21 protein-coding genes are annotated in these 18,708 nt (G+C 62.7%); 14 read left to right on the top strand and 7 right to left on the bottom strand.

Translation table 11 applies throughout. The features are described 5' to 3' along the window. Positions 1-40 precede the first annotated feature (40 nt). From ACWICV_RS15150 to ACWICV_RS15160, 3 genes are read left to right on the top strand one after another with little or no spacing between them, the layout of a single operon-like run. On the top strand, positions 41-244 hold the full coding sequence (locus ACWICV_RS15150) for a hypothetical protein (RefSeq protein ID WP_402473744.1): 204 nt from the start codon (positions 41-43) through the stop codon (positions 242-244). Then, positions 241-681, top strand: a complete 441-nt coding sequence (locus tag ACWICV_RS15155; RefSeq protein ID WP_402473743.1) for a hypothetical protein — start codon at positions 241-243, stop codon at positions 679-681. The genes ACWICV_RS15150 and ACWICV_RS15155 overlap by 4 nt, the downstream gene beginning before the upstream one ends. Continuing rightward, positions 678-977 carry a winged helix-turn-helix domain-containing protein gene (locus tag ACWICV_RS15160; RefSeq protein WP_105657891.1) on the top strand — a complete coding sequence of 100 codons (300 nt, stop codon included), beginning with the start codon at positions 678-680 and terminating at the stop codon, positions 975-977. Before ACWICV_RS15155 ends, ACWICV_RS15160 begins: the two co-directional genes overlap by 4 nt. Positions 978-980: 3 nt before the next feature. Here ACWICV_RS15160 and nadE read toward each other — a convergent pair whose 3' ends face one another. Beyond that, complete coding sequence (nadE, locus tag ACWICV_RS15165; RefSeq protein ID WP_402473742.1) at positions 981-1,805, bottom strand: ammonia-dependent NAD(+) synthetase; 825 nt, start codon at positions 1,803-1,805, stop codon at positions 981-983. A 92-nt stretch (positions 1,806-1,897) separates the two neighbouring features. Further along, complete coding sequence (locus tag ACWICV_RS15170; protein ID WP_434692706.1) at positions 1,898-2,335, bottom strand: MarR family winged helix-turn-helix transcriptional regulator; 438 nt, start codon at positions 2,333-2,335, stop codon at positions 1,898-1,900. Positions 2,336-2,374: 39 nt separating this feature from the next. Here ACWICV_RS15170 and pyrE point away from each other — a divergent pair, with 39 nt between their 5' ends. Beyond that, entirely contained in the window at positions 2,375-2,932 is a 558-nt protein-coding gene (gene pyrE, locus ACWICV_RS15175) for an orotate phosphoribosyltransferase (protein WP_400291028.1), read from the top strand. A gap of 81 nt (positions 2,933-3,013) precedes the next feature. Here the strand turns inward: pyrE and ACWICV_RS15180 are convergent, their stop codons facing one another. Next, on the bottom strand, positions 3,014-4,084 hold the full coding sequence (locus ACWICV_RS15180; protein ID WP_105657895.1) for a LacI family DNA-binding transcriptional regulator: 1,071 nt from the start codon (positions 4,082-4,084) through the stop codon (positions 3,014-3,016). A 216-nt stretch (positions 4,085-4,300) separates the two neighbouring features. Between ACWICV_RS15180 and ACWICV_RS15185 the strand changes: the two genes are divergently transcribed. From ACWICV_RS15185 to ACWICV_RS15200, 4 genes are read left to right on the top strand one after another with little or no spacing between them, the layout of a single operon-like run. After that, positions 4,301-5,599 (top strand): ABC transporter substrate-binding protein, encoded by a 1,299-nt coding sequence (locus ACWICV_RS15185; protein WP_400291030.1) that lies wholly within the window; start codon positions 4,301-4,303, stop codon positions 5,597-5,599. 8 nt (positions 5,600-5,607) lie between these two features. Next, the gene (locus tag ACWICV_RS15190; protein WP_105658004.1) at positions 5,608-6,645 is read left to right on the top strand and encodes a carbohydrate ABC transporter permease; all 1,038 of its coding nucleotides are present in this window, start codon (positions 5,608-5,610) and stop codon (positions 6,643-6,645) included. Further along, a complete protein-coding gene (locus ACWICV_RS15195) occupies positions 6,642-7,529 on the top strand; it encodes a carbohydrate ABC transporter permease (protein ID WP_105662657.1) in 888 nt (295 codons plus the stop codon). Before ACWICV_RS15190 ends, ACWICV_RS15195 begins: the two co-directional genes overlap by 4 nt. A gap of 47 nt (positions 7,530-7,576) precedes the next feature. After that, positions 7,577-9,907: a glycoside hydrolase family 3 N-terminal domain-containing protein gene (locus tag ACWICV_RS15200; RefSeq protein WP_454091277.1), complete on the top strand. Its 2,331-nt coding sequence runs from the start codon at positions 7,577-7,579 to the stop codon at positions 9,905-9,907. A gap of 3 nt (positions 9,908-9,910) precedes the next feature. Here ACWICV_RS15200 and ACWICV_RS15205 read toward each other — a convergent pair whose 3' ends face one another. The 4 genes from ACWICV_RS15205 to ACWICV_RS15220 form a co-directional block, all read right to left on the bottom strand. Next, entirely contained in the window at positions 9,911-10,636 is a 726-nt protein-coding gene (locus tag ACWICV_RS15205) for an ABC transporter permease (protein ID WP_402473739.1), read from the bottom strand. Next, on the bottom strand, positions 10,633-11,418 hold the full coding sequence (locus tag ACWICV_RS15210; RefSeq protein WP_402735220.1) for an ABC transporter ATP-binding protein: 786 nt from the start codon (positions 11,416-11,418) through the stop codon (positions 10,633-10,635). Before ACWICV_RS15210 ends, ACWICV_RS15205 begins: the two co-directional genes overlap by 4 nt. Before the next feature lie 35 nt (positions 11,419-11,453). Further along, positions 11,454-12,092, bottom strand: a complete 639-nt coding sequence (locus ACWICV_RS15215; RefSeq protein WP_402473738.1) for a TetR/AcrR family transcriptional regulator — start codon at positions 12,090-12,092, stop codon at positions 11,454-11,456. A gap of 79 nt (positions 12,093-12,171) precedes the next feature. Then, the gene (locus ACWICV_RS15220) at positions 12,172-13,014 is read right to left on the bottom strand and encodes an HAD-IIA family hydrolase (RefSeq protein ID WP_105662652.1); all 843 of its coding nucleotides are present in this window, start codon (positions 13,012-13,014) and stop codon (positions 12,172-12,174) included. Positions 13,015-13,153: 139 nt separating this feature from the next. On the opposite strand from ACWICV_RS15220, the gene ACWICV_RS15225 reads away from it, so the two are divergent. The 6 genes from ACWICV_RS15225 to ACWICV_RS15250 all read left to right on the top strand — a co-directional run bounded on the left by ACWICV_RS15225 (position 13,154) and on the right by ACWICV_RS15250 (position 18,703). Beyond that, a complete protein-coding gene (locus tag ACWICV_RS15225; protein WP_105662651.1) occupies positions 13,154-13,810 on the top strand; it encodes a TrmH family RNA methyltransferase in 657 nt (218 codons plus the stop codon). A 105-nt stretch (positions 13,811-13,915) separates the two neighbouring features. Then, positions 13,916-15,292 (top strand): peptidoglycan DD-metalloendopeptidase family protein, encoded by a 1,377-nt coding sequence (locus ACWICV_RS15230; RefSeq protein ID WP_454091278.1) that lies wholly within the window; start codon positions 13,916-13,918, stop codon positions 15,290-15,292. Between the two features lie 196 nt (positions 15,293-15,488). After that, a complete protein-coding gene (gene fbaA / locus ACWICV_RS15235) occupies positions 15,489-16,511 on the top strand; it encodes a class II fructose-bisphosphate aldolase (protein WP_105657905.1) in 1,023 nt (340 codons plus the stop codon). 2 nt (positions 16,512-16,513) lie between these two features. Continuing rightward, positions 16,514-16,930, top strand: a complete 417-nt coding sequence (locus tag ACWICV_RS15240; protein ID WP_454091279.1) for a DUF3151 domain-containing protein — start codon at positions 16,514-16,516, stop codon at positions 16,928-16,930. A gap of 286 nt (positions 16,931-17,216) precedes the next feature. After that, positions 17,217-17,885: a DUF4956 domain-containing protein gene (locus ACWICV_RS15245; protein WP_105657907.1), complete on the top strand. Its 669-nt coding sequence runs from the start codon at positions 17,217-17,219 to the stop codon at positions 17,883-17,885. Further along, positions 17,885-18,703, top strand: a complete 819-nt coding sequence (locus ACWICV_RS15250) for a polyphosphate polymerase domain-containing protein (protein WP_105657908.1) — start codon at positions 17,885-17,887, stop codon at positions 18,701-18,703. The genes ACWICV_RS15245 and ACWICV_RS15250 overlap by 1 nt, the downstream gene beginning before the upstream one ends. The last annotated feature ends 5 nt before the right edge of the window (positions 18,704-18,708 follow it).

Here is an 18,708-nt window from a genome sequence, read left to right on the forward strand (position 1 = left end):
GTTGGGGAACCCGGAAGATCAAAGCCAAAGGAGCAGGACAATGAAGATGCCATTCAGCACCTGGTACACCATCATCACCGTTGCGGCAGGTCTGGCCTTCGCGGCAATGGCCATGACCGCCTATGCCACGGGCAACAACTCCCTGATCTTCATTGGCATGGGCTTCTTCATGGCAATTTGCATGACCATGACGTCCGTCTACGCACAGCGCCAGCAGAAGGCTCGCAAGGCGGCCAGCAAATGAGTTCCGGCAAGAAAATGAGCCCTGAAGAGCAACTGGCCGCCCTGGGGTCGGCGCGGCAGGGAATGCAGCGTGCCGCCGGGTACGGAGCCAAATTGCTGGGCACCTATTGCATCATCTTGGGAGTGCTCATGGGCGGCCTGGCCGCACTGCTGCAGGTCTTTCGTCCCGATGCGGATTTTATCGGCTTCATCGTCATCATGGCGTTGTTCTGCGTATCCGTTGCAGCAATGTCCTTGGCTTACGGGAAGCTCTACCGCTCGCTGCCGCGCGGGCATTCCAAGATGTATCTTCGGGGGTTCATTGCGAGCATGGTGCTTTACGCGGTGGCAGTGGCCTTGCTCGGGGCGGGACCCATGGGCTGGGGCGCCATCGCGTTGATCTGGATTATCGTTGCCGCGCCGTTGTTCCTGACCGGAATTGCGATGGTGCGCAAGTGAATGCCCATGCTCGCGAACGGCTCAACGACGACTTCTCCAACCCGGTACGGCTTTCACTGATGGGCTCCTTGCAAGCCGTGGACGAAGCCGATTTCAAATCCTTGAAAGAAGCCATCGGCATTTCGGATTCGGTGCTTTCCCGGCATCTGAGCGCACTGGAAGCCGGCGGTTACGTGCAGATCAAGAAAGGGTATGTGGGCAAAAGGCCTCGTACCTGGGCGAAGCTGACTTCAGCTGGGCAGGAGGCCTTTGCGCAACATGTCCAGGCGCTGAAGGAAATCACCGGCTTGGGGTAATCCTTAAGCGCGCCACCATTTGTCCCAGTAGGTGGCCGGTACGGTGCGCTTGTGCCGGGATCCCACGAAGCGCCTTTCGATGACCTCGGCTGCCGCAGGGTCAATCTCGCGGCCTTCGAGGTAGTCATCAATCTGCGGATAGGTCAGGCCAAGTTCCTCTTCATCTGCGCGCAGCGGCTGGCCGTCCAGCAGGTCCGCGGTAGGCTCCTTGGCCCACAGCAGCTCAGGAGCCTGCAGCTCGCGCAGCAGTGCCTGGTTCTGGCGCTTATTCAGCCCGGCCAGGGGCAGGAGGTCCGCTCCGCCATCGCCGAACTTGGTGAAGAAGCCGGTGATCGATTCGGCCGCGTGATCGGTGCCCAGGACCAGCATCCCGCGGTCCCCGGCCATGGCGTACTGCATGATCATCCGGGTGCGGGCCTTGAGGTTTCCGCGGTTGAAATCGCTCAGCGCCAGGTGGCCCGCATCGGCCAGGGCTTCATCGAAAGCGGCGACAGGCTTTTGGATGTTCACCTCGAACTGCTCGTCGGCAGCCACGAAATTCATGGCCGCTTCCGCATCGGCCGCATCCTTCTGCACGCCATGCGGCAGGCGCACCGACACGAAGCGCGCCTCGCCGCCGGATTCGCGCACCTCTTCGACGGCCAACTGGGCCAAGCGGCCAGCCAGCGTCGAATCGATGCCGCCGGAGATGCCCAGCACGAAACCCCGGGCACCGGTAGCGGCCAGATAGTCCTTGAGGAAGTCGATACGACGGCGAATTTCGTCGGCCGCGTCGATTTCCGGGCGCACGCCCAGCTCTTCAATGATCTTTGCTTGCAGTTCACGCATGCTTCTAATCCTAGGCATGAGCCCTCGCCGTGCGGTACCGCTGCACAGGCTGGGAACGAAAGTTAATCTGTTCTCAACAAATCCCGGAGGGGCTATTCGGAATCCTGGTCCGGGTCCCAGCCGAGATTGCGCGCGATCTTCTCCAAGGCTTCGACCACCGCGTCATATTCGGAACCGTCCAGATCCTGGCCGAACTGGGTGCGGATCTTTTCCACGAGCTCACTGAGCTTGAGCAACGAGGTGTGGCCCCGATCGGTGATGGAATACTCGCCGTTGATTGCCGTAACCCAGCCGGATTCGATCAACTCGGCAAGGTGCTCTGTCAATGATTGCGGTTCATCCGGCGAGGCGAAGAACGGGGAAAGCCCGGCGTCCAATTGCGCCTCGGTGGCAGGTTGCTGCTCCAGCAGGTTGAGCACCTGCCATTGCCTGCGTGTCACACCGTGCTCTTCCAAAGTCGCTGCAAACTGCTCGTCAATCAGCGAATCCACCAATTTCAGCCAGTAACCCAAGGGGCGTTTTGCGTTCATGGAATCAGCCTAGCCATGATGCCGACTAGAATCGAGGGTATGAGCGAAACCAGCGCCCGTGAGCGACTAAAAGAACTGATCCAAGAACTAGCCATTGTGCGCGGCAAGGTCACCTTGTCCTCGGGCAAGGAAGCTGATTACTACATCGATCTGCGCCGTGTAACCCTGCACCAGGAAGCCTCGGGCTTGGTTGGCGAAGTCATGCTTGGCTTGCTGGACGAGGCCAAGCTGGAATTCAGCAATGTGGGCGGCTTGACCATGGGCGCTGACCCGGTAGGCACCGCCATCATGCACACCGCCCGGGCCAAGGGCCGCGCCATCGACGCTTTCGTGGTCCGCAAGGCGCAGAAGTCCTACGGCATGGGCCGCCAGGTCGAGGGCCCAAGCGTCGAAGGCCGCGATGTCATCGTGCTCGAGGATACTTCCACCACCGGCGGTTCGGCGCTGACCGCTGTCGAGGGCGTGCGCAAGGCCGGCGGCAACGTGATTGCCGTGGCCGTGATCGTTGACCGCGACACCGGAGCCAAGGAACGCATCGAAGAAGAAGCCGGCGTTCCGTACCTGTTCGCCTACGGCAAGAACGAGCTGGGCCTGTAGCCGGCAAGCGATTCCCTGCACAGCACCTCGTTGCCCACCGGAGAATTCCCGGTGCGCGGCGGGGTGCTCTGCTTTTCCCGGCTAGCTGCTGCGCGCGGGGCCCGTGGTCTCGCGCGGGACGAGCACGGCAGGCAGGTGGCCGGGGGAGCGGACGTCCTCGCCCGCAAGCAGGCCCAGCAGCATGCTCACCGCCTGGGCGCCCATCTCATGCAGCGGCTGGCGCACGGTGCTCAGCGGGGGAGAGGACTGTGCCGCGGCCGGGATGTCATCGAAGCCGATGATCGAAAGATCGCCGGGAACCTGCAGCCCGCGCTCGCCGGCCACCTGCAAGGCGGCCAGGGCCGAGAGGTCATTGGCCGCGAAGATCGCCGTGGGCGGCTGGGGCAGGTCCAGCAGGTCATGGGCGGCCTGCACCGCGGCATCATGCTGGTAATCGCCATCGTGCGACAGCTGCCCATCGAATTCCACGCCGGCCTCTTCCAGCGCTTGGCGGTAGCCCTGCTCGCGCAGGTGCGCGGAAGCCAGGTCCCCGCGCCCGCGGATGTGCCCGATGCGGCGATGGCCCAGATCCAGCAGGTGCCGGGTGGCCGTATAGGCCCCGGAACGGTTGTCCACGTCGATGGCGATCGGCATTTCCGGACCGGCATGCGGGTCAATGGCGACGACCGGCACCGAGCTGTGCGGGACTTCCACGGTGGGGGTGACGATGATGGCGCCGTCGATCAGCGTTCCGCCCAAGCGGGACAGGGAGCGGCGTTCCCAGCCGGCATGCCCTTCGGGGGAAAGGTTGCCCGCGTAGGCCATCAAATCGTATTGGGTTCCGCGCAGGGTCGCGGAGATGCCGTTGAGCAGGCCCAGCGAGAAGGGCTCGAACTCCGCCACCAGGATGCCGATGATGTTGGTGCGGGTGCTGCGCAGCGAGGAGGCGACCAGCGAGGTCTCGTAGCCCAGTTCGCTGATGACCTGGTGGACCTTGGCGATGGTGGCCGGGGCGACCCCGTAGCGGCCGTTGACGACCTTCGAGACGGTGGAGACGGAGACCTGCGCGGCGCGCGCGACGTCGTTGATGGTCACGCGTGCGCTGGAAGGCTCGCCGGGGATCTGCGGCTGCTGGGCATTGGCGATCCCGGGGATTCCGGTCTGAGGGGTCATCACTTCACTAACAGTAGCGCAAAATACTCCGGAATTCCGTGACTTCACGGGGGCATGACGACCGATTGCGGATCTTTCGACAACGTTTTCGCAATGGATTTCGAAAACGTTATCGAAAACGATTGACATGACCTGCGTCACGGTGCAATTCTTGGTGGAGCCAATTGCCTGCCGTCCGATGCCGGCAGGTCTTCATCACAGCTGAGGAGCACGAGCATGTTATCCAAGATCCGAGGTGCGCAGATTCTGGCGCTGGCCGCCACGACTGCCCTGCTGGCCACCGGCTGCGCCGCCGATGCAGGCCAGGAAGGGACGTCGGCAGACGGAACCACCACCATCACCTGGTGGCACAACTCCAATAACGGCGACGGCAAGGCCTACTACGAACAGGTTGCAGCCGACTTCGAAGCCGCCCATGAAGGGGTGGAGGTCGAAGTCAGCGCCATGCAGCACGAGGACATGCTCACCAAGCTCGATGCGGCCTTCCAGAGCGGCGACGCCCCGGATGTCTACATGGAACGTGGTGGCGGGGAGCTCGCAGCCCACGTGGCCGCCGGGCTGACCAAGGACCTGACCGAGGCGGCCTCCGAGGAAATCGCCTTCCTCGGCGAGAACGCCGGCGGCTGGCAGCTCGATGGCAAGACCTACGCCTTGCCGTTCTCGCTGGGCGGCGCGGGGTTCTGGTACAACAAGGCGCTGTTCAAGGAAGCGGGCATCGACTCGGCCCCGCAGACCTTCGATGAACTGATTGCGGCCACCGGGAAGCTGAAGCAGGCAGGCATCGACCCGATTTCCATCGGCGCCGGCGACAAATGGCCGGCAGCCCACTACTGGTACTACGCGGCAGTGCGCGAATGCTCCCAGCAGACCCTGGCCGATTCGGTCGCCAATCTCGATTTCAGCGACCAGTGCTTCACCAAGGCCGGGGAAGACGTGGACCAGCTGATCAAATCCGAGCCATTCAACCCGGGCTTCCTCTCTACCCCGGCGCAGTCCGGCCCCACCTCCGCTTCGGGCCTGCTGGCCACCGGAAAGGTAGCCATGGAATTGGCTGGCCACTGGGAGCCAGGGGTCATGCAGGGCCTGACCGAAGACGGCACTGGCATGGGGGAAGACGCCGGATGGTTCCCCTTCCCTGCCATTGAGGGCGGCCAGGGCGACCCGGCCGCGCAGCTTGGCGGAGGCGACGCCTGGGCAGTTTCCGAAGGCGCCCCCGACGCGGCGGTGGACTTCGTGAAGCACATGCTCTCCGACGAGGTCCAGCGCGGTTTCGCCGAGCTGGACATGGGCCTGCCGACCAACCCGGCGGCCAAGGACGCGATCTCGGATCCGGCATTGGCTTCGCTGATGGACGTGCGCGACAAGGCGCCATATTTCCAGCTGTACTTCGACACCTCGTTCGGTGCCTCCATTGGCGGGGCCATGAACGACGAGATCGCCCTGCTCTTCGCCGGCAAATCCGACGCGCAGAAGATCGTCGACGCCAGCCAAGATGCCGCTGACCTGGAGAAGTGATCCACGCCGTGGCCCCAGAAGTAACCTACGCAGCCAGTCCGCCAGCCAGCGGTGGCCCAGGGCTTTCCGAAAGGCGGCGTTCCACGCCAAGCGGACTGCCGCCTGCCGGTGCCAAGCGCACGCGCAAGCCCGCGCAGCGGCGCAAGAACCTGGAGATCCTGTTCTTCGTCAGCCCGGCATTGCTGCTGATCGCGGTCTTCATGCTGGTCCCCATCATCCAGGCCGTGCGCTTCTCGATGTACAACTGGAAGGGCTTCGGCCCGCTGGTGGACTTCGTGGGCTTCAAGAATTACGTCCGGGTGCTGGGCAACGAGGTGTTCACCGATGCCCTGGTCCATAACCTGGTCATCATCGGCGGCTCCATCGCCCTGCAGCTGCCGATCGGCCTGGGCATCGCCCTGCTGCTGAACCGGAAGATGAAGATCCAGTCCCTGCTGCGCACCATCATCTTCGTGCCCTACGTGCTGTCCGAAGTCATCGCCGGGGTGGTCTGGTTCCAGCTGCTGCAGCCGCAGTACGGGGTGATCGACACCATCTTGTCCAAGCTGGGAATCCAGGGGCCGGCCCAGGGCTGGCTGGGCACGCCGGAACTCGCTTTGTGGACCGTGCTGGCAGTGCTGACCTGGAAGTACCTTGGCCTGGCGGTGATCCTGTTCCTTGCCGGGCTGCAGGGGGTGCCGTCCGAGCTCTACGAAGCGGCGGAAATCGACGGCGCCTCCTGGTGGCAGATCCAGCGCAAGATCACCATCCCGCTGCTGGGCCCCACCCTGCGCACCTGGGGCTTCTTGTCCATGATCGGCTCGCTGCAGCTCTTCGACATGGTCTGGATCCTCACCGGCGGCGGACCGGCCAACGCCACCACCACGATGGCCAGCTTCCTGGTTTCGGAAGGAACCAAGCGCCAGAACTTCGGGATCGCCGCGGCCGCCTCGGTCATCTTGTTCATCGTCGCCCTGGTTCTGGCCATCTCCTACCAGCAGTTCATCCTCAAGCGGGATTCGCAGCCCGATGATGAGCGCACGAAGCGGAAGAAGGCCAAAGCATGAGCGCCACCCTGGCTACCAGGCCCCAGCACACCCCCGCCCAGGCAAAACGCGCCAAGCAGCGCAACGGCCGGCAAGGCGGAAACGTCCTGGTCTACGCCATCGCCTTGGCGGTTGTCGCGATCACCCTGGGCCCGGTCCTCTACGGGGTGCTCGGCGGGTTCCGCACCAACGCGCAGCTGGCCGAGAACCCGGCAGGCCTTCCCGAGCCGTGGGTGCTGGAGAACTACGCCGGGGTGCTGAAGAACCCGGATTTCTGGCAGTACGCGCTGAACTCCACGATGATCGCGGTGATCACCACCATCGTCGTGGTGGTCTTCGGCATCATGGCTGCCTACCCGCTGGCCCGCTACACGTTCCGCCTGCGCGAGCCGATCTTCATGGTCTTCGTGCTTGGCTTGCTGTTCCCGGCCACCGTGGCGATTGTTCCGCTGTTCATCCTGATTACCCGGGACCTGGACATGGGCAACACCTGGTGGGGCGTCGCCCTGCCGCAGGCGGCCTTCGCGCTGCCCATGACCGTGGTCATCCTGCGCCCCTTCCTGATGGCGCTGCCCCAGGAGCTGGAAGAAGCCGCCCAGCTCGATGGCGCCAGCCGCATCGGCTTCTTCTGGAGGATCCTGCTGCCATTGTCCGGGCCGGGCATGGTCACCGTCGGCGTACTGGCCTTCGTCGGCTCGTGGAACGCCTACCTGCTGCCGTTGCTGCTGCTGCAAGGGGATATGCGCACCTTGCCGCTGGGCGTCGCCGACTACTCCAGCGAGCACTCGGCCGACACCGCCGGCGTCTTCGCGTTCACCGCGCTGGCGATGATCCCGGCACTGATCTTCTTCCTGGCCATGCAGAAGCGCATCGTCAATGGACTGCAGGGCGCAGTCAAGGGCTGATCCGCCCCCCCGCAAGCAATCGAAATCTTTGAAGACAAGGAACTGCCATGAAAACCGTCGAGCAAACCTGGCACGACATCTCCCTTACTGCCGAACAGCGCGTCGCCGCGCTCATGGATGAAATGACCCTGGAAGAGAAAGCCGGGCAGCTGGGCTCGTTCTGGATCCGCCCGGAGGAAGAAAACCAGGACGGGGAAGGCAACGTCGCGCCGATGGCCGACACCTTCACCGCAGGCCCCAGCTTCGAAACCGCCATCAAGGACGGCTTGGGGCATATCACCCGCGCCTTCGGCACCATCCCGCTGGCCCCCGCCGAAGGCCGCGAACGCCTGGTCGAGCTGCAAGAACAGGTCATTGCCGCGAACCGCTTGGGCATCCCGGCCATCGCCCACGAGGAATGCCTGACCGGATTCACCACCCTTGGCGCGACCTGCTACCCGGCGTCCATTGCCTGGGGCGCCACCTTCAACCCGGAACTCATTGGCGGCATGGCCCGGCGCATCGGCGCCGACATGCTGAAGATGGGAGTGCACCAGGGCCTGTCCCCGGTCTTGGACGTCACCCGCGACTACCGCTGGGGCCGGGTGGAAGAGACCATGGGCGAAGACCCCCACCTGGTTGGGGAGCTGGGTGTAGCCTACGTGCGCGGCCTGCAGGACTCGGGGGTGCACGCCACCTTGAAGCACTTCGCCGGCTACGCGGCCTCGCAAGCCGGGCGCAACCACGCGCCGGTCTCCATGGGCCCCCGGGCGCTAGAAGACACGGTGTTCCCGCCGTTCGAACGCGCGGTTCGCGAGGGTGGAGTGAAGTCCGTGATGAACTCCTATGCGGACGTGGATGGCGAAGCGCCCGCTGGCAGTCACCGGCTGCTCACCGAAGTGCTGCGGGGCCGCTGGGGCTTCGCGGGAACCGTCGTGGCGGACTACTGGTCCGTCAGCTTCCTGCACAGCATGCACGAAGTCGCAGAAGACGAGGACGCCGCGGGCCGGCTGTCCCTGGAAGCCGGCATGGACGTTGAGCTCCCGGAGACCACCGCCTTCGCCAACCTGGCCCAGGCGGTCCGCGCCGGAGCGCTGGAGCAGGAAGTCCTGGACACCGCGGTGCGCCGCGTGCTGGCCCAGAAGCTGCAGATGGGCCTGCTGGATCCGGGCTGGAACCCGCGCCAGGCCTGGCTGGGCGATGACGTGGAACTGGATTCGGCCGATAACCGTGCCCATGCCCGGAAAATGGCCGAGGAATCGATCATCCTGCTGCGCAACGAGCAGATCCTGCCCTTGGCCAGCCCGGCACGCTTGGCGGTCATCGGGCCCAGCGCCTCCCAGCCGCGCACCCACCTGGGCTGCTACTCCTTCACCAATCATGTCTACTCGCGCTTCGCCGAGCAGCAGGACTACGGCGTGCCGATGGCCTCGATCCTCGAAGCCTTGCAGCAGGCTCCCGCGCTCGCCGGATCGCAGATCGAGTATGCCCGTGGCGTGGACTTCACCGATCTGGATGATTCGGGCATCGCCCAGGCGGTCCAGGCCGCCCGCAACGCCGAAGTCGCGGTGGTTGCCGTTGGCGACCTCGCCGGGCTCTTCGGCCGTGGCACCTCGGGGGAGGGCTGCGACGTCGTCGACCTGCGCCTGCCCGGGCGGCAGGGGGATCTGGTGGAAGCCGTGCTGGCCACGGGGACCCCGACGGTGCTGGTGCTGGTCACTGGGCGCCCGTATTCGCTGGGGCAATTCGCTGATCGCACCGCGGCCATCATCCAGTGCTTCATGCCCGGGGTGGAAGGCGGGCCGGCACTGGCTGGCGTGCTGACCGGCGAGGTCAACCCCTCGGGCAAGCTGCCGGTGCAGATCCCCGACCATATCGGCGGGCAGCCGGGCACCTACCTGGCTTCCAAGCTGGCGTGGCATTCAGAAGGCGTAACCAACCTCGATCCGCGTCCGCTCTACCCCTTCGGCTACGGCAGCTCCTACACCAGCTTCGAGATCTCCGGGCTGGAACTGCCGGAAACTGAAATCGCTGCCGACGGCACCATTCGGGTCAGTGCCACCGTGGCCAATACCGGAGCGCGCTCCGGTGCCGAAGTGGTGCAGCTGTACCTGGCTGACGCGGTGTCGCAGGTGGTGCGCCCGCGCCGCTGGCTGGCCGGCTTCGCCAAGGTGCAGCTTGAGGCAGGGGAGTCGAAGCGCGTGGCTTTCACCGTGCATGCTGACCGAACCTCGTTCACCGGGCTGTCCGGGAAGCGCATTGTGGAACCGGGCAAGTTCACCGCGCTGGTGGGAACCAGCAGCGAGGACCTGCCACTGCAGGCCGAGTTCCGGATCACCGGGAAGGTGCGCGAAGTGGCCGAGGGCCGCGTGCTGGACACCCCGGTGGACATCGCGTAGCCGCTAGGCGGTGCGCCGCCGCAGGGTCAGGGAACCGACGATCAGCGCGGCGGCGATCCAGGCGGCGATGACCAGCATGCTTCTTGCCGTCGCCGAATCCACTGTTCCCGCCGCGGCATCCGAGAGGGCGTCGATGGCGTGGGACAGCGGAAGCCAGTCGCCGATGGCCTCCAGCGCGCCGGGCAGCTGCTCGCGGGGCAGGATGATTCCGGACAGCAGGAACTGCGGGATGACCAGCGCCGGCATGAACTGAACCACCTGGAATTCGGTGCGTGCGAAGGCGCTGGCCATCAGGCCGAGGCTGATGCCCAGCAGCGCGTCGAGGGCGGCCACCGCGAACAGCAGCCAGAAACTGCCTTCGATCTCCAAGCCGCAAACCCAGATGGCGAAACTGACCGCGATCATGGTCTGGAGGATCGCAACCAGGGTGAACGCCAGCGCGTAGCCGAAGATGAATTCGCCCTTGGCCAGCGGCATGCTCAGCAAGCGCTCAAGGGTTCCGCTGCGCCGCTCGCGCAGTGTTGCGATGCTGGTTACCAGGAACATGACCACGAATGGGAACAAGGCGATCATGGCCGGGCCGATGCGGCTGAAGGCCGGGGTGTCGGTGAAGATCCATGCGATCAGGCCGATTAGCAGGCTGGGCACGATGAGCATCAAGGCAATGGTCCGCGGGTCATGGCGCACCTGGGCCAGGACCCGCCCGGCGGTGGCGAGTGTCCGTTTCATGGCTGGTTCCTTTCGGCCTCGGCCCGATGCTTCGGTGCAGGTGCGGTGCCCCTTGGCGGCTGCCCGGTGCCGCCTGCCGCGATCAGGGCAACGAAGGCATTTTCGGGATTGTCTGCACCGGTTGACTCCATCAATGCAGCCGGGCTCATCTGGCCGAGCAGCTTCCCCTCGCGCAGCAGCAGGATTTCATCGCAACGCATGGCTTCGTCCATGACATGGCTGGAGACGACAAGGCACAGGCCGGTGGCCGCCAACTGCGAGAACATCGCCCACAGATCCGCACGCAGCACCGGGTCCAAACCCACCGTGGGTTCATCCAGGATGACAATTTCCGGCGAGCCGAGCAGCGCGATGGCCAAGGACACCCGATTGCGCTGTCCGCCGGACAGGCCCATAGCCAGCCGGCCAGCCTGGTCCGCCAGGTCCGTGGCTTCGAGGACTCGATCCACTTCGGCTGGGGGCTGGCCGAGGATCTTGGCGAAGTAGGCGATGTTCTGCCGGACACTCAAATCGTCATAGACGCTGGCTGCCTGGGTCATATAGCCGACCCGGTTGCGCAGGGACTTGTGCCCGGCGGGCTTTCCGAGAACGGAGACTGTTCCGCTGCTGATGACTTGGTTGCCCACGATGCTTCGCAGCAAGGTGCTCTTGCCGCTGCCGCTGGGGCCGAGCAAGCCGATGATCCGTCCCGGCGCGAGCTGGAATTCCACGTGGTCCAGGACCAATGCCCTTCCGCGTCTGACGTCGAGCCGCTGCACATCGACACAAGCCGTTTTATTCATCACATAATGAATTAGGGACCTCTGCCAGCAGCATGTCAATGGTTCAACGCAGGCAATTGGCCGGTGAGGTAGCGCTGGATGGTGGGGGCCACCAGCTCGATAACCTGCTCATCATCCATGGAGGCCAAAGGCTCCAAGCCAATGATGTAGCGCGCGACAATCAGGCCGACAATCTGGCTGGCCACCAGGGCTACCCTCGGCTCGGCGCTTTCTTCCGGCAAACGCGCACCCAAGCGCGAGAAGATCTGCTCTTGCAGGAATGGACGGAGGATTTTCGCCGCGCTGCTGCTGGAGACCAAGCCCCGGATCATTGCCGTTGCAGCCGTGCGGAAAGCCGGCTTGCTCCAGGTAGCGAGCAATGCGCGAGTCAGCGCCTCGCCCATCTCCTCCAACGGCGCTGTTGCCGCCTCGGCGATGATTTCCCCTGGGTTGACGGGGATGCGCATGGTCTGGACAAACAAGTCGCTCTTGTCCTTGAAATAGTGGTGAACCAGTGCTGGATCCACCCCGGCTCGGCGCGCTACCGACCGGAGGCTGGCTGCCTCGTATCCGGCACGGGAGAACTCCTTGGACGCGGCTTTGAGGATCGCCGCTCTAGTTGTCCCCGTGTTGCTGCCTTTGGGCCGTCCACGCTTCCGCGCGCTCGGGACCTCGTTCGGTACTTGCTCGGTCACGGTTTCAGCATACTTCCGGAATCTTGCGTCAACGCAGCAAGGCCGGGCAAAAGCCCGGCCTTGCTGAATCCGCTAGCTGCTACTTCTTGGCTGCAGGCGCTTCCGCTGCAGCGGTACCCTTGGCGAGTTCCGCGTGCAGATTCGCCACGGATGGGAACTGCAGGTCCGGGCGGAACGGGAAAGTGTCCATGTCCTCGCGGGCGGTGATGCCGGTGTAGACCAATGCGGTCAGCAGTCCGGCTTCCATGCCCGCAACGATATCGGTGTCCATGCGGTCGCCGATCATTGCGGTGGTTTCCGAGTGCGCATCGATTCGGTTCAGGGCAGAACGGAACATCATTGGGTTCGGCTTGCCCACCACGTATGGCTCGCGGTTGGTTGCACGCGAGATCAAAGCCGCGATCGCACCGGTGGCTGGCATAATGCCTTCGGTGGACGGCCCGGTAGCGTCCGGGTTGGTGGCGATGAACTTCGCCCCGCCTTCGATCAGGCGGATGGCCTTGGTGATGGCTTCGAAAGAGTAGGTGCGGGTTTCGCCCAGCACGACGTAGTCAGGGTTCTGGTCGGTCATGATGAACCCCGCATCATGCAGGGCAGTGGTCAAACCGGCTTCGCCAATGACGAAGGTGCGGCCGCCGGGGCGCTGGCGAGCCAGGAACTCTGCAGTGGCCATCGCGGAGGTCCAGATGTTTTCCTCCGGGACGTCCAGGCCCGAGGCCAATAAGCGGGCACGCAGATCGCGCGGGGTGTAGATGGAGTTATTGGTCAGGACCAGGAAGCGCAGGTTGTTGTCGCGCCAGTAGCTCAGCATCTCGGCGGCGCCCTTGATGGCCTGGTTCTCGTGAACCAATACGCCGTCCATGTCCGTGAGCCAGCATTTGATGTCGTGGACAGTTCGCGTACCGCGGATTGAAGTTGTCACGAGGCGTGGATCCTCCCTAGGGAAATATGTGGTGGGAGCTATCGGCACTGAAAGTATCCCGTTCTATTAAGAGATTACACAGGCGCACGCAAATGCGCCGTGAACAAGGGCGCGAACATAACGAACTAGGCTTAATACTGTGAACGAAGAAACGCATGAACCAGTTAATGACCCGAGCGCGCAGCATGTGATCGGAGTAGGCCCCTGGGAGGGGGAACTGCCAACCGACGGAAAATACGATCCCCAGTTGCTTGCCGAGGGCGACCGGCGCAACGTCGCGGACAAGTACCGCTACTGGACGATGGACGCCATCATTGCTGATCTTGACGAACGCCGCCACGATTTCCATATCGCCATTGAAAACTGGCAGCACGATATGAACATCGGCACCGTGGTACGCAGCGCAAACGCTTTCCTGGCCAAAGAAGTCCATATCATCGGCCGTCGCCGCTGGAATCGACGAGGCGCCATGGTTACTGATCGTTACCAGCACGTACGCCACCATGCAACGGTGGAGGAGTTCGTTGCCTGGGCTGAGGGCGAGGGGTTGACGATTCTGGGAATCGATATCTTCCCGGACTCCGTTCCACTGGAGACCTACGACCTGCCGAAGGACTGCGTGCTGGTCTTCGGGCAGGAAGGTCCGGGACTCAGCCCGGAAGTCCACGTTGCGGCCAAGGACACCTTGTCCATCGAGCAGTTCGGCTCGACTCGTTCAATCAACGCGGCATCCGCAGCCGGGATTGCCATGCATGCGTGGGTACGCAGGCACGTGTTTGGGCAAAAAGTAGGTTAACAAGAAATTTAATACTGACGAGTTTAGTCGAGCATCTGGATTAGTTATCATTTTCCGCCTACTCTGGGTTTTAGTTATGAAAACGTGATCTGGGAGAGGGCGGTCGTGAAACGACGTCATCAAGTAAACCGTGACTTGCTGTTGCCCGGGCTGCCTCGACGCAGAAGGCCATTGGTTATATGGTCCACTTCTATCGTCGCCGCGCTCGGACTGACGGGAGCCCTGGCGATCCCGATCATGGCTCAGGCCGGTGACTCCAGGCAGGGCGATATCCCTGTAGGCATCGATGCTGTGGCAGATCCATCAATGTTCAACGGACCGGTCTACGTCAGTGCAGATGCGCCGCTGAACTCATTTGGCGGTTCCGGCAAGGAGCTGGCTATTGACGGCCGTCCCGTTGGAATGCTTGATGGCGCTGACGCGGGCTCAGAAGCGTCCGGCAATGACAACGAATCCTCAGCTCTGCTTGCGGGCATGGTCGGCGAGCTCGGCAAATTGCCTGGCGACCTGCAACTGATGCACCCGGTCAAGACCCGCAGTATTTCCAGCCCTTATGGCTGGCGTGCCAACCCTACCGGTCCTGGCAACCAGATCCACATTGGCCAGGACTACCCTATTTCCTGCGGCTCGCCGGTCTACGCTTCTGAAGCTGGAACGGTGACCGTATCGGCATGGGCTGGGCACTCCGGCATGCGCGTGACTATCGACCACGGCAGCAATGTCCAGACTGGCTACAGCCACAATTCGAAGTTGATTGCCAAGGTGGGGCAGCGAGTCGAGCAGGGTGAACTGATCGCCCTGGCTGGCACTACCGGCAACTCGACCGGTTGCCACGTGCACTTCGAGGTCATCATCGACGGCCGTTGGCATGATCCGCGCAACTACCTGCCAACCATTCCGGGCCAGCGCCAGGCGATGATTAATTCGCAGCGGCTGACAGTCAATGCGGGCAGTGCTCCCAAGGGCAACGGCTCCCGCGTTCCTGATAAGGCTCCAACCGGCCCGGATCCAGACGTCATTGTCCCCGAGGATGACACTCCAAGCATTCCACGGCCGAAGCCAAGCCCATCGGAATCACAGCGCCCGTCGCCGAGCGAGAGTGAAAGCCCGAGCGGTTCGCAGTCTCCAGATGGTTCACAGAGCCCGGACGGTTCGAAGAGCCCTGATAGCTCGAAGAGCCCAGATAGTTCCAAGAGCCCTGACGATTCGAAGAGTCCAGGCGCTACGGACGGACCCGAAGATCCGGATGCCACTGATGAGGTGGAGGCTCCAACTCCAGAGCCAACGAAGCCAGAAGAAGAAGCCGTTACGGATACTCCAACCGGCTCAGCTTCTGCACCAAAGACGGATTCGTCGAAGTCGGCCTCGACCGGAACTGAAACTCCGGCGGCTTCCAAGAGCTCTGCATCAGTGCCCAGCACCACGACCAAGACACAGCTAGCTCCGTCGGGAAGCACCTCTGTAAGCGCAACAACCGAATAGAGAACGTAAAAAGCCAGCGGCCAACCATAATGAGACAAGCTCTCATCTGGGTTGGCCGTTTGCTTTGCGGTAAACCGCGGAATTCCCCGTGTCACGATACGAGATTTAGGGCTTAGTTAGTGACATAGCCGATAGGATGGATGGCGAACCGCCGTCAATGGAGACGCGTAACCTCGCTAATCACCAGGAGTGAAGCATGCCTATCGCAACCCCCGATAAGTACAATGCAATGATCGATGCTGCCAAGGCAGGCGGCTACGCCTTCCCAGCAGTGAACGTGACCAGCTCGCAGACTCTGAACGCCGCAATTCGCGGCTTCGCAGAGGCTGAATCCGACGGCATCATCCAGGTCTCCACCGGCGGCGCCGCATACTGGTCTGGTGCATCCATCAAGGATATGGTTACCGGCTCGCTGGGCTTCGCGGCCTTCGCGCGCCAGGTTGCCAAGAACTACGGCGTGAACATCGCCTTGCATACCGACCACTGCCCAGCGGACAAGCTGGACGGTTTCGTGTTGCCGCTGCTGGCCGCTTCGGAGGCTGAAGTCGCTGCAGGCCGCGATCCATTCTTCAACTCCCACATGTGGGACGGCTCGGCTGAGACCCTCGAAGAGAACCTGCGTATTGCTGCTGAACTGCTGCCACGCACCGCTGCCGCGAAGCAGATCCTCGAAGTTGAAATTGGTGCCGTGGGCGGCGAAGAAGATGGCGTCGAGAACGCGATCAACGACAAGCTGTACAGCACCGTCGAAGATGCCTTGGCTACCATCGAGGCTTTGGGCGCCGGTGAAAAGGGACGCTACATCACCGCGCTGACCTTCGGCAACGTCCACGGCGTTTACAAGCCAGGCAACGTAAAGCTGCGCCCAGAGATCCTGAAGGATATCCAGGCCCAGGTTGGTGCCAAAATCGGCAAGGCTAACCCATTCGATCTCGTATTCCACGGCGGATCGGGCTCCTCCGAGCAGGAAATCGCTGACGCTGTTGCCTACGGCGTGATCAAGATGAACATCGACACCGACACCCAGTACGCATTCACCCGTCCGGTCGCAGGCCACATGCTGGGCAACTACGATGGCGTGCTGAAGATCGACGGCGAAGTTGGCAACAAGAAGACCTATGACCCGCGCGTTTGGGGCGCCAAGGCTGAAGAGTCCATGGCTGCCCGCATCGTTGAAGCTGCCCAGCAGCTAGGCTCGGCCGGAAAGTCGCTGAAGTAACCATGGTCGGAGAAAACCTGCTGGGTATCCCGGAAACCCTGCTTCCGGAAGAAACCGAAGTGCTGGCACGCTATGAAGCCGGTGATGAAGCCACGGACTTGGCGGCAAAGTTCCCTGCCTCGTCACTGGTTTGGGCGCTGCTTGCCAACGAAGCGCACAGTGAGGGCCGCATCGTGGAGTCGTACGCGTTCGCACGAGTTGGCTACCACCGAGGCTTGGACTCGCTGCGCAAAGCCGGCTGGCGCGGACAGGGCCCTGTGCCTTGGCGCCATGAGCCAAACCGAGGCTTCCTTCGCTCGATCTATGCGCTGGGCCGTGCGGCCGCAGCCATCGGCGAGACTGAAGAAGTCGACCGCATCGGCAAGTTCCTGAACGATTCGGATTCGACGGCCAAGGCTGAAATCGAAGCTGGCAAGTAAGCGATACTCCAACAGCTAACGGCGGCTATTCTCGCAAAGAGAATAGCCGCCGTTAGCTGTTTAACGCTTCGAGGGCATGCTCAAGAAGTAAGAGAACTCGGGTGCGCGGAAGCTGAGTAAAACCAGCCAGACGGCACACTCTCCGTCAGCAGAAGGCAAACATGCAAGTCAAGACCTATTCAGTAACATGAGGGCGTTCTCATGTTGTTCTACTTTTGGACTCATTTAGTTCACCTAAAGTTCATAAAGAAGGGATCATCACTTCAAACTTTTGAAAGGGATAGCAATGTTGTCATTCTGGACGGGACTAGCCTCAAACGTCATCGGCATTACGGTTCTGGTGTACTTCGTATACTTCCGCCGCCACTTCCGCCGCGACCTCGTGCTCGCATATATCGCCTTGAGCATGGGAATCTTCGCGGTCACCTTGCTGCTTTCAGGCAGCGGCGCAGGCATGGGGCTGGGGCTGGGGCTCTTCGGCATCCTCTCAATCATTCGCCTTCGCTCAGACACGCTGACCCAGGAAGAAGTCGCCTACTACTTCATTTCGCTGGCCATTGGTTTGGTCAACGGCCTGCACCCGGACCCGGCATGGCTGGCTCCAGCGGCCACCGCGGCCCTGGTTCTGGTGATGTTCCTTGCTGACCACCCGAGCTTCGCTCCGCGCACCGAGCGCCAGACCGTGACCCTGGAACGTGCCTACCCGAAGAAGGCGGATCTGCAGGCTGCATTGGAAGAACTGCTGGATGCCAAGGTGCTGCGAACCGTAGTTGTCGAGCTGGACATGGTTCGCGATCTGACCATCGTTGATGTCCGCTTCCGTACCAACGCTGCCGGCAGCAAGTCCAATGCCAAGTCCAGCGCATCCGAGAGCTTCTCCGGCACTTATGAATTGGCGAACAGCCAGTCCGCACCGGCAGCGCAGAACGGAGCCAAGCAGGAGACGTGGTCCTGATGACTGCGCTTGCAACCAAGAGCGCGGACGTCGTTGCCTCCCAGGCGCGCGCGGCTCTTGAAGAAGCCGTCATCGGCCGGGAGCCGATCAGTCTCGAAGACGTGATCTCCGAAGCGGCGCTGCAGACCCGAGTCGACAAGAAGTTCCTGTTGGCCCCAGAGGAGTTCACGGCATTATCCGAGCGCTTGGGCGATCAATTCAAGATCATGCAGATCGATGGCCTGCGCACCTTCCGCTACGAATCGGTGTATTTCGATACCGAGGACTACGACCAGTACCGCGCCCACCGCCAGGGGCGGCGACGGCGATACAAGGTGCGCTCGCGCACTTATGCTGACACCGGGCTGTCGATGTTCGAGATCAAGACCAAGGGGCTTCGCGGCTCGACGGTGAAGCATCGCGTCGAGCAGGATCTGGACAGCGCCGGCGAGCTGACCGAAGAGAACCTCGAGTTCTTGGAATCGGTCCTGCGCAGCGAGTACGGGCAGGACGTGCCCCAACTGCAACCTGTGCTGGACAGTGCCTACCGGCGTGCAACTTTCGTGAACCCCATCGATGGCGAACGGCTGACCTGCGACGTTGAACTGGAATACGCCAACGGCGATTCGAGGGTTGACGGACCGGACCTGGTTGTCGTGGAGACCAAGTCCGCTGATGGCCGGGGCGCGTCGGACCAGGCCTTGGCCGAGCTGGGCATCCGAGAGGTATCGATGTCCAAGTATTGCATCGGCATTGCACTGCTGAACCCGCAGCTGCCGGCCAATCGCTGGAGCCGTTTGCTCCAGCAGAGCTTCGTTCCGGATCCGACGTTGCGCTAGATCCC

Source organism: Glutamicibacter sp. NPDC055354 (assembly GCF_053644955.1).

What these genes read in the sequence shown, in the direction of transcription:
- ACWICV_RS15185 (WP_400291030.1), top strand. Translation starts at nt 4,301, where the DNA reads ATGTTATCCAAGATCCGAGGTGCGCAGATTCTGGCGCTGGCCGCCACG.
- ACWICV_RS15240 (WP_454091279.1), top strand. Translation starts at nt 16,514, where the DNA reads ATGGTCGGAGAAAACCTGCTGGGTATCCCGGAAACCCTGCTTCCGGAA.
- fbaA (WP_105657905.1), top strand. Translation starts at nt 15,489, where the DNA reads ATGCCTATCGCAACCCCCGATAAGTACAATGCAATGATCGATGCTGCC.
- ACWICV_RS15180 (WP_105657895.1), bottom strand. Translation starts at nt 4,084, where the DNA reads ATGACCCCTCAGACCGGAATCCCCGGGATCGCCAATGCCCAGCAGCCG.
- ACWICV_RS15170 (WP_434692706.1), bottom strand. Translation starts at nt 2,335, where the DNA reads ATGAACGCAAAACGCCCCTTGGGTTACTGGCTGAAATTGGTGGATTCG.
- ACWICV_RS15195 (WP_105662657.1), top strand. Translation starts at nt 6,642, where the DNA reads ATGAGCGCCACCCTGGCTACCAGGCCCCAGCACACCCCCGCCCAGGCA.
- ACWICV_RS15245 (WP_105657907.1), top strand. Translation starts at nt 17,217, where the DNA reads ATGTTGTCATTCTGGACGGGACTAGCCTCAAACGTCATCGGCATTACG.
- ACWICV_RS15205 (WP_402473739.1), bottom strand. Translation starts at nt 10,636, where the DNA reads ATGAAACGGACACTCGCCACCGCCGGGCGGGTCCTGGCCCAGGTGCGC.
- ACWICV_RS15150 (WP_402473744.1), top strand. Translation starts at nt 41, where the DNA reads ATGAAGATGCCATTCAGCACCTGGTACACCATCATCACCGTTGCGGCA.
- nadE (WP_402473742.1), bottom strand. Translation starts at nt 1,805, where the DNA reads ATGCGTGAACTGCAAGCAAAGATCATTGAAGAGCTGGGCGTGCGCCCG.
- pyrE (WP_400291028.1), top strand. Translation starts at nt 2,375, where the DNA reads ATGAGCGAAACCAGCGCCCGTGAGCGACTAAAAGAACTGATCCAAGAA.
- ACWICV_RS15200 (WP_454091277.1), top strand. Translation starts at nt 7,577, where the DNA reads ATGAAAACCGTCGAGCAAACCTGGCACGACATCTCCCTTACTGCCGAA.
- ACWICV_RS15155 (WP_402473743.1), top strand. Translation starts at nt 241, where the DNA reads ATGAGTTCCGGCAAGAAAATGAGCCCTGAAGAGCAACTGGCCGCCCTG.
- ACWICV_RS15210 (WP_402735220.1), bottom strand. Translation starts at nt 11,418, where the DNA reads ATGAATAAAACGGCTTGTGTCGATGTGCAGCGGCTCGACGTCAGACGC.
- ACWICV_RS15250 (WP_105657908.1), top strand. Translation starts at nt 17,885, where the DNA reads ATGACTGCGCTTGCAACCAAGAGCGCGGACGTCGTTGCCTCCCAGGCG.